This window comes from Neorhizobium turbinariae, assembly GCF_023223505.1.
GTDB classification, from domain to species: domain Bacteria; phylum Pseudomonadota; class Alphaproteobacteria; order Rhizobiales; family Rhizobiaceae; genus Neorhizobium; species Neorhizobium turbinariae.
Window position 1 is genome coordinate 59,631 of the sequence record NZ_JALPRY010000023.1, and the last position, 12,513, is coordinate 72,143.

Here is a 12,513-nt window from a genome sequence, read left to right on the forward strand (position 1 = left end):
CCATCTGTCCGCCCCAGCCGTGACATCCCCGCTTCATCCGGTATAATCGCCGGCGAAACGGGGCATTTCGTGCGCATTCTTCTGGTCGAGGATAATCAGGCTCTGGCCGAAGGGCTGACGGCAATCCTGCGCGGCAGCGGCTATGCTGTCGATGCGGTTGCGGATGGCGCATCGGCGGAGGCGGTGGTGGCCGCCGAGGCTTATGACCTTGTCATCCTTGATCTCAACCTTCCGGAAATGGACGGTTTGGACGTGCTGCGCATGATGCGCGCCCGCCAGAACAAGGCGGCCGTGATGATCCTGACGGCGCGAGGCACCCCGGAAGAGCGGGTGAGGGGGCTCGATCTCGGTGCCGACGACTACATGATCAAGCCCTTCGATATTTCCGAGTTCGAGGCGCGGATCCGCGTGCTGCTGCGCCGTCAGGCGGGCTTGCGGAGTTCGATCGTCAATTATGGCGGCGTCACTTTCGACCTCACCTCGCGCAGCTTTTCGAGCAATGGCGTGCCGCTCGATATTCCCGCCCGCGAAGTCGCCCTGCTCGAACTGCTGTTTCTGCGCGCCGGCAAGGTCGTCTCCAAGGATGCGATCGTCGGCTCGCTCACCGGTTTTGACGAAGACCTTTCGGCCAATGCGATCGAGCAATATGTCAGCCGGCTTCGGCGTCGCCTCGCGCCACACGGCCTGACGGTGAAGACCGCCCGCGGCATTGGATATTACCTCGAAATGCTCGCGCCCGCCTCATGATGGCGCCGCCGCGGTCCCCGACCTATTCCCTGCGCCGCTGGCTGCTGGCCTGGCTGTTGCTCGCCACCGCCTTCATCGGCACGATCGCCATGATCGACACCTGGGATGAGGCGGTCGATACAGCCAACGAAGTCTCCGATCGTGTTCTTGCCGGGTCGGCGCTCGCAATCGCAGAACGTGTCGTCGTTGCCGAAGACGGCTCGCTGCAGGTCGACATCCCTTATGTCGCGCTGGAGATGCTGACATCGGCGGCGCAGGATCGGGTTTTTTATCGCGTGGACGGGCCGCCCGGCCACTTCATCACCGGCTATGGCGACCTGCCGTCGATTCCACGTCGTGAAGGGCAAGCGGCGGCTTACGAGGATGCGCATTACCGCGGCGAGCCGATCCGCATTGCGGCGCTCGCCCGCTCCGCCTCTACCGGTATCAATTCCGTGCCCTTCATTGTCACCGTGGCCGAAACCACCATTGCCCGCCAGCAACTGACCCAGACCATCCTCATCCGCTCGGCGCTGCGCCTGCTGTTCATGATATTCGGTGCTGCGGCCATCGTCTGGGTTGCCGTCACGCTTTCCTTGCGGCCGCTCTACCGCTTCAGCGAGGCGATTGCGGAGCGTAGCCCGGACGATCTTCACCCGATCGACGAGCGTGTACCGAATGAGGTCCAAGGCCTGGTCGATACCGTGAACTCGTTCATGGTGCGGCTTGAAAACGCGCTCGACGCTCTGCGCCACTTCACCGGCAATGCCAGCCACCAGTTGCGCACCCCGCTGACGATCATCCGCACGCAGCTGGCGCTCGCCGCCCGCGCCCCGACTTTGGAGGACGCAAAGGATGCCGCGCGCAAGGCCGACGAGGCGGTTGCCGATGCCGAACGTATCCTCGCGCAACTGCTGCTGATGGCAAAGATCGATGCGGCGAAACGCTCGACCGCAATGCAGGTGATTGATCTGACGGCGCTGGCTCGCCAGGCGACCGCCGATCACATTCCGGCCGCGGCTGACGCCGGGATCGATCTGGGTTTTGAAGGCGAGGACGAGGTATCTGTTCTGGCAGAACCGCTGCTGATCGGCGAACTCATCAAGAACCTGATCGGCAACGCGCTGCTTTATGCCGGCAGCGGGGCGGAAGTCACGGTGCGGGTGCGAGGGGAAAACCAGGTGGCCGTGCTGGAAGTCGAGGACGATGGTCCCGGCATTCCTCCTGCCAAGCGCGATGCGGTGCTCGAACGGTTCGACCGCGGCGGTCGAACGGATCATGCCGGCACAGGCCTTGGCCTGCCGATCGCGGAAGACATTGCCCGGCTGCACAACGCCAGGCTTTCCCTGTCCGACGGCCACGCGGGCAGGGGCTTGAAGGTGGAGCTCCGGTTTCCCGAGCGCTCCTGATTATTCCTGATGCACCTTCTGGCCGTCGATCCAGGTGCTCTTCATCTGCAGGTCGTCGGTCAGCAGGACGAAATCCGCGTCGAGCCCCGGCCGCAGCGCGCCCTTGCGCTCTGAAAGCCAGGCCGCTTCCGCCGCATACGTGGAGGCCATGCGCAGTGCCTCCTCGACCGGCAGGCCGAGTTCGCGGTGCACGAGCCGGATCGACGAGATCATATCGATATCGGCGCCCGCCAATGTGCCGTCCGCCAGCGTCAAACGGCCGTTCTGCCGCAGGATTTCGCGTCCGTTCAGCGTAAAGCTCGTCATGTCGGTGCCGATCGGCGACATCGCATCGGTGACGATGAAGATCTTGCCCGGCCCGCGTTTTGCGCGAAGCGCAATACCCATCGCGGCCGGATGCACATGCACGCCGTCGCAGATCATGCCAGCGTAAAGCGAACCGGTATCAAGCGCCGTGCCGACCATTCCAGGTTCGCGGTGCGCGAGCGGGCTCTGGGCGTTGAACAGGTGGGTTACGGTGCGGATGCCGGCCTTAGCATATTGCCTCGCCGTCTCGTAACCTGCCTCGGTATGACCAAGGCTCACCATGAAGCCGGCGTCTGCCAGCCGCCGCACCTGGTCAACCGTGACGTTTTCCGGCGCGATCGTGATCATCATCGCGCCAAAGGCTCCCTTGCAGGAGAGCATCAGCTCGATGTCCTTCTCTTCCATCGGCCGGATCAGCTTTGGATCATGCGCGCCCTTGCGAGCGATCGAAAGATGAGGTCCTTCGAGGTGAAGCCCGAGGAAACCAGGAACGCGCTGCGCACTCGCCTGCTTGCCCGCTTCCACCGCGGCGCGGGTGGTCTCGTAGGTATCGGTGATGAGCGTCGGCAGAAGGCTCGTCGTGCCGAACTTGGCATGTGCCGAGCAGATCTGCCGCAGGCCCTCGACGCTCTGGTCTTCATTGAGCAGAACGCCACCGCCGCCATTCACCTGCAGGTCGATGAAGCCGGGCACGACCATGCCGCCACCTGCATCGACCGTCTTGATGTCAGGCTCAAGCTCGGCGACCGGCTGGATCGCCTTGATCTTTCCGCCTTCGATCAGAAGCGCGGAATCGTCGTGCCAAAAGGTCCCGTCGAAGATGCGGGCTCCGACAATCGCCGTTCTGCTGGTGCTTGGCTCGTTCATAACGTTTCCGTCACTTTCTTCAGCGCAACCGGTGCGTCCGGATTGAAGCCCTTGGCGCGGGACCAGGCTTCCACGAAGCCGTAGAAAGGCAGGATCAGCGCAAGTGCATCGGTGATCGGGTGGCCGGTTTCGATGAACGGCAGCTTGTGCGCCGTCTTCGCCCCGTTCGAAGTGATGAAGGCAAGCGCCCCCTTGGCCGCGAGGCTATCGGCAACCTCGAGTGCCGAACCTTCCGCAGCGTCACGCGCCGCAAAGGTCACGACGGGGAAACGCTTTTCCACCAACGCCACCGGACCATGCAGCACTTCCGCCGCGGAATAAGCTTCCGCATGCATGTTGGAGGTTTCCTTGAACTTCAGTGCCGCTTCGCTGGCGATGGCAAGGGCGGGGCCGCGACCGAGCATGTAGAGCGATTCCGCATCACCCAATTCTTGCGCAAGCGCGCTCCAGTCGAGCTTCACGGCCTTCTCGAAGTGACCCGGCAGCGCGCGCACGGCCGCCTTCAGCGCCTCGTCATCCACCCATTCCGAAAGCAGCGCGAGGCCAGCGACGATGGAGTTGACGAAGGACTTTGTCGCAGCGACGGCAAGTTCCGGCCCGGCATTGATATCAATGGCATGGCTCGATGCACTGGCGATCGGGGAAGGCAGCGTGTTGGTGAGCGCAACGGTCAAGGCGCCTGATTTGGTAGCAGCTTCGGCCATGGCAACGATGTCCGGGCTCTTCCCCGACTGCGAAATGGCAATCGCCGCACCGCCATCGAGCTTCAATGTCTTGCCATAGATCGAGGCGAGCGACGGCCCGAGCGAGGCAACCGGACGGCCGACCGTCAACTCGATCGCGTATTTGATGAAGGTGGCGGCATGGTCCGACGATCCGCGCGCAATGGTGATCAGGAAGGCTGGATCCTTCTCCCGCAATGCCAGACCGGCGGCAGCAAGCTGAGCGGCCGAACCATCCAGAAGTCGCGCTGCCGCTTCCGGTATCTCGTCGATCTCCTGGCGCATATTCGTCATGTTGGTCTGCATTGCATCATCCTTGTCGTCATTTGGAGCCAAGCGAAAGCTCGGCCACGAAATCATAAGCATCGCCGCGGTAAAGCGAGCGGGTGAGTTCCACCACGCGGCCGGAAGCGAGGTAGGAAACCCGCTCGATCGACAGTCCCGCCGCCCCTACCGGAACCGCCAGCAGCCCGGCTTCCGGGTTCTTCATGTTGCAGGCGGAGATACGCTGGATGGCCCGCACCGGCCGGGCGTTCTTCTTCTCAAGCTCGGCATAAAGGGAACCTGTGACAGACATCGGATCCGGCAAGAACTCGGCGGAAATACTGGCGTGCTCGATGGCAAGCGGCAGGTCGTTTCCCATGCGCAAGCGCCCGAGCCGCGCCACCCTGGTTCCGGGCGCCAGCCCCAGCATCATCATTTCCTCGGGCGAGGGGTGAAACAACCCCCGTTCCAGCCATTCGGAACGCGTCAACAGCCCACGCCGCGCCATGTCTTCCGTGAAGGAGGTCAGGCTCGTCAGCGGCTGTTCGACCCGCGGCATCGGCTTCACGACAAAGGTGCCGGAGCCATGTTTTCGGGTCAGAAGCCCATCACGGACCAGATCATCCACCGCCTTGCGCACGGTGACGCGGCTCACATTGGCGTAGTCCGCGAGATCGCGTTCGGGCGGCAAGGCATGTCCGTGCTCCAGCCGGCCGGATCGGATCGCCTCCTCGAGGCTCCGGCGCAGCTTCACATAAAGCGGTCCGGTCCCCGCAGATTGCAGGCTCTGAAGCGGCAGCAATGCGGAGAGCGTCTCGTTCATGCCGTGAGCGTCTCTTTGCGTCCAAAGGTCTGGATGGCGAGCGCCACCGCGCCGGTCAGGGCATCGGCAAGCGGAGCGGAAATTCGGCCACGATGACGTTCGGCAAGATAGGGCGGGTAAAGCGGCCCGAGACCACCAAGCAGGCAGAGCCGGCCGGTGTTCCGCGTCAGCCGGTCAACGGCATCGAGCGCTTCATCAATGCAGGCGGCACCCTGGCGCAGAAGGCGCAGCGCCGCTTCGTCGCCACGTGCCGCATGTTCGAAAACCTTTGGTGTGAACCGCCCGAAGTCGCCAGGCTTCGCCAATCGGGCAAAATCCACCACGGCTTCCGGGTTGTTGCCGAATTCGGCAAGGATCGCTCGTGTGAGGTCCGTCAGCGGGCGGATTGTGTCATGCGCGAGCAGGCTTTCCTGCAGCGCCATCTGCCCCAGCCGCGCGCCGGAGCCGAGATCGCTGACCTGGAAACCCCAGCCGGCAATCGAATGCAGCTTGCTCTGGTGGCGCGCGATGTAAACCGTTCCAGTACCGACGATGCCGATCGCGCCGTCCTCGTCGCCGATTGCGCCCTGGAGCGCGATCACGCCATCTGACACGATGTCAGACTGCCGGAAGGGAAGACGCGCCGAAACATAGCTTACGGCATCGCCGACATTGTTGCCGGCAAGGCCAAGCACGGAGGAGGCTGAAGCGAGGTGCGGTACCAGTCCGGCTTCCTCGAAGGCGCGGCGCGACGCTTCCTCGATATGCCGCAGCGCCGTGTCAGGGTCGGTCAGGATATTGGAGGCACCACTTTTGCCCCGGCCTATGATCCGGCCAGTCTCGTCTGCCAGCGCTGCCCGGCAACTGGTGCCGCCGCCGTCAATGCCCAGGAAATAGCGCGTCATGAAGACCTCCGACACAACAATACCAAAACAACACCAATAGCCAAGCCTGTTTTTATTTGTTGCAGAGATGCGATTCTAACAGGTTGAGCGAACTGCGAATTTATTGCGACTGGCGTCTCACGTCGGCTTTCTGTTCATCCCACTCAACTTTCCCTCTGGACAATTGGTATTTTTTTGGCATCAATTGTAGAGAGGGAGAAATCGGATGAGCGAAAAAGCCACCGAAGCACGACATGGGAAAGCGGAGGGGCTGGATCGCCTGCCTCCGGGGAAAATCCTTGCGCTCCTCGCCAAGGGCCAGCAGGCGGCGTCGCAAGCCGTCGATGCGGCCATTCCTGAGATTTCGAAAGCAGCAGATCGGGTCGCGGCCTCCTTGAGAGCGGGCAGAAAGCTCGTCTATGCCGGCGCCGGCAGCGCAGGCCTGATGGCCGCCGCGGATGCCATGGAACTGCCGGGTACCTATGGCATCTCGCCTGACCGCATCGCCATCCTGCTTGCGGGTGGCTTGCCGCAGGTCGCCGATATTCCGGGCGGTCCGGAAGACGATGCCGAACTTGGCGAACGCGATGCCGCGGTAATCGAAGCCGGTGACTGTGTGCTCTGCGTTTCCGCCAGCGGCACCACGCCTTACACCTTGGCCGTCGCTAAAACTGCCCACCGCCATGGTGCAAGCGTCGTTGCCATTGCCAATAATCCCGGCGCGCCGCTGTTTCGTGATGCCGATGTGGCGATCCTGCTCGCAACGCCTCCGGAAGTCATTGCCGGTTCCACCCGCATGGGCGCCGGCACGGCGCAGAAGATCGCCTTCAACATGCTGTCGACGCTCGCGGCCATCAAGCTTGGCCACGTGCATGACGGCCACATGGTCAACCTGCGTGCCGATAATGAGAAGCTGCGTATCCGCGCTGCTCGCATGGTCGCCGACATCGGTGCGGTTCCATTCGATGAAGCGCGGATCTGGGTCGATGCCGCTGACGGCTCGGTGAAAGTTGCCGTGCTGCTCGCCGCTGGCGTCGAGCATGCCGAGGAGGCGCGGGCGATGCTAGCCGAGAATGGCGGATTGCTTCGCACCGCGCTTAAAGAAATACAGCTGAAAAAGAGTTCCATGAAGCGCGCCTGAAGGCGCAGAAGAGGGAGAACATCATGACTCGCATTTTGAAGGGTGTGTTTTTCGCCACGACGGTGCTGGCGCCGGGCATGGTCTTTGCACAGACCAACCTGACGATCGAAAGCTGGCGCAATGACGACCTGTCCATCTGGCAGGAAAAGATCATCCCGGCGTTTGAAGCAAAGAACCCCGACATCAAGGTCACCTTCGCGCCGATGGCGCCGACCGAATACAACTCGGCCGTCAACGCCAAGCTTGAAGCGGGTACCGCCGGCGACCTCATCACCTGCCGTCCGTTCGACCTGTCGCTTGGCATGTTCCAGAAGGGCCAGCTCGCAGCACTGAACGACCTGCCGGGCATGTCGAACTTCTCCGACACCGCAAAGTCCGCCTGGACCACCGACGACGGCAAAACCACCTTCTGCGTGCCGATGGCGTCCGTCATCCACGGCTTCATCTATAACAAGAAGGCGTTCGAGGAAGTCGGCGTCGAAGTGCCGAAGACCGAAGACGAGTTCTTCGCGGTTCTGGAAAAATTCAAGACGGACGGCAACTACATCCCGCTCGCCATGGGCACCAAGGACCAGTGGGAAGCCGCCACCATGGGCTACTACAACATTGGTCCGAACTACTGGAAGGGTGAGGAAGGCCGCAAGGCGCTGATCGCCGGCGAACAGAAGCTCACCGATGCGCAGTGGGTCGAGCCTTATGCAACGCTTGCCAAGTGGAAGCCTTACCTCGGTGATGGTTTCGAAGCCCAGACCTATCCGGACAGCCAGAACCTCTTCACGCTTGGACGCGCCGCCATCTATCCGGCCGGTTCGTGGGAAATCGCACCGTTCCGTGCCCAGGCCGATTTCGAGATGGGCGCCTTCCCGCCGCCGGTAAAGAACGCTGGCGACACCTGCTACATCTCCGACCACAACGACATTGGCATCGGCTTGAATGCCAAGGGCAAGAACCCGGAGGCCGCGAAGAAATTCCTGGAATGGGTTGCTTCCGCGGAATTTGCCGAACTTTACGCTAACGCACTGCCGGGCTTCTTCAGCCTCAACTCCACCGCGGTGAAGATGGACGATGCACTGGCGCAGGAATTCGTCTCCTGGCGTGAAAACTGCAAGCCGACCATCCGCCCGAGCGCAGCCATCGTCGGCCGCGGCCAGCCGAACCTCGATCTGGAAATGTGGCGCGTCTCAGCCAATGTCATCAACGGCACGCAGACCCCGGAAGAAGCCGGCGCAGAGACCCAGAAGGGCCTCGACAGCTGGTACAAGCCGGCGAAGTAACGTCGTTATCCACGATAGCCCCTCACCCTGACCCTCTCCCCGCATACGGGGAGAGGGGAATTGGGCAGCGAACTCTGATCTTCGAGAATAGGTGGAGAGGGCGCGGCATATCCGTTCTCCCCGGTTGACAGGAAGAAGGTGGCGGCAGCCGGATGAGGGGCATCTCAAACGTCTTGAATAGAAATACCGGAACCAGATCCATGAGCGATACCGACAGCACCGATCCCGCGATCGCTCCGGTGCGGCGCCCCATCCGGTGGCACGTCCTGGTCTTCCTCGCGCCGGCCTTCCTGGTCTACACGGCAGTGATGATCCTGCCGTTGATCGAGACGCTGCGGCTTTCGCTCTTCAACATGGTCGAAGGCCAGTTGTCCTTCGTCGGCTTCAACAATTTCCGCGTCCTGTTTACCGATCCGCGCCTGTCGGCAGATTTCTGGAACGCGCTGTCGAACAACGTCATCTTCTTCATCATCCACATGCTGGTGCAAAACCCGATTGGCATTGCACTCGCCGCCATGCTGTCGGTGCCGAGCCTGCGGTTTGCCGGCTTCTATCGCTCGGCGATCTTCGTGCCGACACTGCTCTCCTTCGTCATCGTCGGCTTCATCTGGAAGCTCATCCTGTCGCCGATCTGGGGCATCGCGCCGAGCCTGATGGACTGGGTCGGCCTCAAATGGGCCTTCTCGCCCTGGCTTGGAAAGCCGCAATCGGCGCTGATCACCGTCTCGCTCATCTCGGTCTGGCAATATGTCGGCATCCCGATGATGCTGATCTATGCCGCCCTCCTCAACATCCCGGATGAAGTTCTGGAAGCGGCGGAATGTGACGGCATCACCGGCTGGAGCCAATTCTGGAAGATCAAGCTGCCGCTTATCCTGCCCTCGATCGGCATCATCTCGGTCCTGACCTTCGTCGGCAATTTCAACGCCTTCGACCTGATCTACACGGTCCAGGGTGCGCTTGGTGGCCCGAACGGGTCGACCGATATTCTAGGTACCCTCTTGTACCGCACCTTCTTCGGTTTCCAGAACCAGCTCGGCGACCGCTCCATGGGCGCCACCATTGCCGCGGTGATGTTCCTCATCATCCTCGCCGGCGTCTCGCTTTATCTTTTCGTCATCCAGCGGCGCATGCGCCGTTACCAGTTCTAAAGGGCGGATCTGATGTCCAAGGCACGCTCAGCCCCGCTTCGCTCCGCGCTCATCCATCTGGCGCTCCTGTCCTACACGCTGCTGGCGCTCTTTCCCGTCTTCCTGACGCTGGTCAACTCGTTGAAGAGCCGCAACGCGATCTTCCGTGAGCCGATGGCCTTGCCCACGCCGTCGACCTTCAGCCTGATCGGCTACCAGACGGTCCTGCAGCAGGGGGATTTTGTCGGCTATTTCCAGAACAGCCTGATTGTTACCGTCGCATCTATCGCGCTCGTGCTGCTGTTCGGCGCAATGGCGGCTTTTGCGCTGTCGGAATACCGCTTTCGCGGCAACACGCTGATGGGGCTATACCTGGCCCTCGGCATCATGATCCCGATCCGGCTTGGCACCGTCGCCATCCTGCAGGGCATGGTCTCGGCAGGCCTCGTCAACACGCTGACCTCGCTCGTCCTCGTTTATACCGCGCAGGGCCTGCCGCTGGCGATCTTCATCCTGTCTGAGTTCATGCGCACCGTCTCCGACGACCTGAAGAATGCCGGCCGCATTGATGGCCTGTCGGAATATTCCATCTTCTTCCGTCTCGTCCTGCCACTGGTCCGTCCAGCCATGGCAACGGTGGCGGTCTTCACCATGATCCCGATCTGGAACGACCTGTGGTTTCCGCTCATCCTGGCGCCTGGCGAAAGCACCAAGACGGTGACGCTCGGCGCGCAGATGTTCATCGGCCAATACGTGACCAACTGGAATGCGGTGCTGGCGGCACTCTCGCTCGCCATCCTGCCCGTCATGGTCCTCTATGTCATTTTCTCGCGGCAATTGATCCGCGGCATTACCTCTGGAGCCGTCAAGTGAATTCGAATACCCCCATCCGCGTCCTCGTCGCCGGCCTTGGCAATATGGGCATGAGCCATGCGCTCGCCTATCACAACAACCCGGGATTCGAGATCGTCGGCCTCGTCAACCGCTCTAAGCGCGAGCTGCCGCCGGAACTCCAGGGTTATCCGCTTTATCCGGAGTTCGAGCCGGCGCTGAAGGAAACCAGGCCGGCGCTCTGCTCCATCAACACCTATTCCGATAGCCATGCCGACTATTCGGTCATGGCTTTTGAGGCGGGTTGCGACGTCTTTGTCGAAAAGCCGCTCGCGACCACCGTTGCCGATGCGGAACGCGTCGTGGCGGCCGCGAAGAAGCATGGCCGCAAGCTCGTCGTCGGTTATATCCTGCGCCACCATCCGTCCTGGATGCGGCTCATCGAGGAGGCCCGTCGTCTCGGTCCCCCGTACGTCTTCCGCATGAACCTCAACCAGCAGTCCTCCGGCTCCAAGTGGGACGTCCACAAGGCGCTGATGCAGACCACCCCGCCGATCGTTGATTGCGGTGTGCATTACGTCGATGTCTGGTGCCAGATCACCGATGCCAAGGCTGTCGAGGTCCGCGGCATGGGCTTGCGCATGACCGACGAAGTCGGGCCGGACATGTATAACTACGGCCACATGCAGGTGCTCTTCGAGGATGGCTCGGTCGGCTGGTACGAGGCAGGCTGGGGCCCGATGATGTCGGAAATGGCCTTTTTCGTGAAGGATATCATTTCGCCCAAGGGTTCGGTCTCGATCCTGGTCGATGCCAACGCCAAGTCGGATGACATCGACACCCATACCAAGACCTCGGTGATCCGTGTCCATTCCGCCGAAACCGGACCGGATGGCTCCTTCATCCGCCCCGACCAGGATCTTTCCATGAGCGGCGAGCCGGATCACCAGAAGCTTTGCGACCTCGAACAAGCCTATGTGCTGAAGGCAATCCGCGAGGATATCGACCTGACGCGGCACATGAACGATGCGGTCCAGTCGCTGCGCATCTGCCTTGCAGCAGATGAAAGCGTCCGCACCGGCCAGCCTGTACGTCTGTAAAAAGGGAAACGCTTGTGGGTTCTCTCCAGCTCCAATCCATCCGCAAGGCCTTCGGCACCCACGAGGTGCTGAAGGGCATCGACCTTGAGGTCGCCGATGGCGAGTTCGTCATCTTCGTCGGTCCATCGGGCTGCGGGAAGTCGACGCTTCTGCGGGTGATCGCGGGTCTTGAGGACGCAACCTCGGGCAGCGTGCGCATTGATGGCGCGGAGGTGGTCAACACGCCGCCCGCCAAACGCGGCATCGCCATGGTCTTCCAGTCCTATGCGCTTTACCCGCACCTGACGGTGAAGGACAATATGGGCCTGGGACTCAAGCAGGCGGGGACCGACAAGGCAGAGATCGAGACACGCGTCGCCAAGGCATCCGCCATGCTGTCGCTTGATCCGTATCTCGCCCGCCGTCCGGCGGAATTGTCCGGTGGCCAGCGCCAGCGGGTGGCGATCGGGCGCGCCATCGTGCGCGAACCCAAGCTTTTCCTGTTCGACGAACCCCTGTCGAACCTCGATGCGGCGCTGCGCGTCCAGACGCGGCTGGAGATCGCAGGTCTCCATCGCCGCCTCAAGGCGACGATGATCTATGTCACGCACGACCAGGTCGAGGCGATGACGCTGGCCGACAAGATCGTCGTGCTGAACGCGGGTGCTGTGGAGCAGGTCGGTTCGCCGATGGAGCTTTATAACCGGCCGGCGAACATCTTCGTCGCAGGGTTCATCGGCTCGCCGCAGATGAACTTCATCCCGGCCGAGCGCCTAGGCGATTCGTCCGCCAAGACGATCGGCATCCGTCCCGAGCACATCGCCCTGTCGCGCGACAGCGGCGAATGGAAGGGCAAGGTGATTCACGTGGAGCACCTGGGCGCCGACACGATCGTCTACCTGGAGACAGAGCAGACCGGCCTGCTGACGGTTCGGTTGTTCGGCGAGCATGCCTATGCCCCCGATGACATCGTCTTTGCCACCCCCGACAGGGCGCACCTGCACCGCTTCGACGCAAGCGACCGCGCCATTGTGACCGAGCGCTAGGACTGGGGTTCGGTCGCGCCGATGTGAACGGA

12 protein-coding genes are annotated in these 12,513 nt (G+C 62.1%); 8 read left to right on the forward strand and 4 right to left on the reverse strand.

The genetic code is table 11. The annotated features are described in order from the left end of the window. Positions 1–69 precede the first annotated feature (69 nt). Positions 70–747, forward strand: coding sequence for a response regulator transcription factor (locus tag M0654_RS18520; protein WP_118851217.1), 678 nt, complete (start codon positions 70–72; stop codon positions 745–747). Next, the gene (locus M0654_RS18525; RefSeq protein WP_248684352.1) at positions 744–2,135 is read left to right on the forward strand and encodes a sensor histidine kinase; all 1,392 of its coding nucleotides are present in this window, start codon (positions 744–746) and stop codon (positions 2,133–2,135) included. Before M0654_RS18520 ends, M0654_RS18525 begins: the two co-directional genes overlap by 4 nt. On the opposite strand, the gene nagA is transcribed toward M0654_RS18525, so the two are convergent. From nagA to M0654_RS18545, 4 genes are read right to left on the reverse strand one after another with little or no spacing between them, the layout of a single operon-like run. Beyond that, positions 2,136–3,308 (reverse strand): N-acetylglucosamine-6-phosphate deacetylase, encoded by a 1,173-nt coding sequence (gene nagA, locus M0654_RS18530; protein ID WP_248684353.1) that lies wholly within the window; start codon positions 3,306–3,308, stop codon positions 2,136–2,138. After that, a complete protein-coding gene (locus M0654_RS18535; protein ID WP_248684354.1) occupies positions 3,305–4,336 on the reverse strand; it encodes an SIS domain-containing protein in 1,032 nt (343 codons plus the stop codon). The genes nagA and M0654_RS18535 overlap by 4 nt, the downstream gene beginning before the upstream one ends. 16 nt (positions 4,337–4,352) lie before the next feature. Further along, positions 4,353–5,117, reverse strand: a complete 765-nt coding sequence (locus M0654_RS18540; RefSeq protein ID WP_248684355.1) for a GntR family transcriptional regulator — start codon at positions 5,115–5,117, stop codon at positions 4,353–4,355. Then, positions 5,114–6,001, reverse strand: a complete 888-nt coding sequence (locus tag M0654_RS18545) for an N-acetylglucosamine kinase (RefSeq protein WP_248684356.1) — start codon at positions 5,999–6,001, stop codon at positions 5,114–5,116. The genes M0654_RS18540 and M0654_RS18545 overlap by 4 nt, the downstream gene beginning before the upstream one ends. Before the next feature lie 205 nt (positions 6,002–6,206). Between M0654_RS18545 and M0654_RS18550 the strand changes: the two genes are divergently transcribed. The 6 genes from M0654_RS18550 to M0654_RS18575 all read left to right on the forward strand — a co-directional run bounded on the left by M0654_RS18550 (position 6,207) and on the right by M0654_RS18575 (position 12,481). Then, positions 6,207–7,121 (forward strand): N-acetylmuramic acid 6-phosphate etherase, encoded by a 915-nt coding sequence (locus tag M0654_RS18550; RefSeq protein ID WP_248684357.1) that lies wholly within the window; start codon positions 6,207–6,209, stop codon positions 7,119–7,121. A 23-nt stretch (positions 7,122–7,144) separates the two neighbouring features. Next, positions 7,145–8,395, forward strand: a complete 1,251-nt coding sequence (locus M0654_RS18555) for an ABC transporter substrate-binding protein (RefSeq protein ID WP_248684358.1) — start codon at positions 7,145–7,147, stop codon at positions 8,393–8,395. 200 nt (positions 8,396–8,595) lie between these two features. Next, positions 8,596–9,546 carry a carbohydrate ABC transporter permease gene (locus tag M0654_RS18560; protein ID WP_248684359.1) on the forward strand — a complete coding sequence of 317 codons (951 nt, stop codon included), beginning with the start codon at positions 8,596–8,598 and terminating at the stop codon, positions 9,544–9,546. A 12-nt stretch (positions 9,547–9,558) separates the two neighbouring features. Then, positions 9,559–10,398, forward strand: coding sequence for a carbohydrate ABC transporter permease (locus M0654_RS18565; RefSeq protein ID WP_118851224.1), 840 nt, complete (start codon positions 9,559–9,561; stop codon positions 10,396–10,398). After that, a complete protein-coding gene (locus tag M0654_RS18570) occupies positions 10,395–11,456 on the forward strand; it encodes a Gfo/Idh/MocA family protein (protein ID WP_248684360.1) in 1,062 nt (353 codons plus the stop codon). The genes M0654_RS18565 and M0654_RS18570 overlap by 4 nt, the downstream gene beginning before the upstream one ends. Before the next feature lie 14 nt (positions 11,457–11,470). Next, positions 11,471–12,481 (forward strand): ABC transporter ATP-binding protein, encoded by a 1,011-nt coding sequence (locus M0654_RS18575; protein WP_248684361.1) that lies wholly within the window; start codon positions 11,471–11,473, stop codon positions 12,479–12,481. The last annotated feature ends 32 nt before the right edge of the window (positions 12,482–12,513 follow it).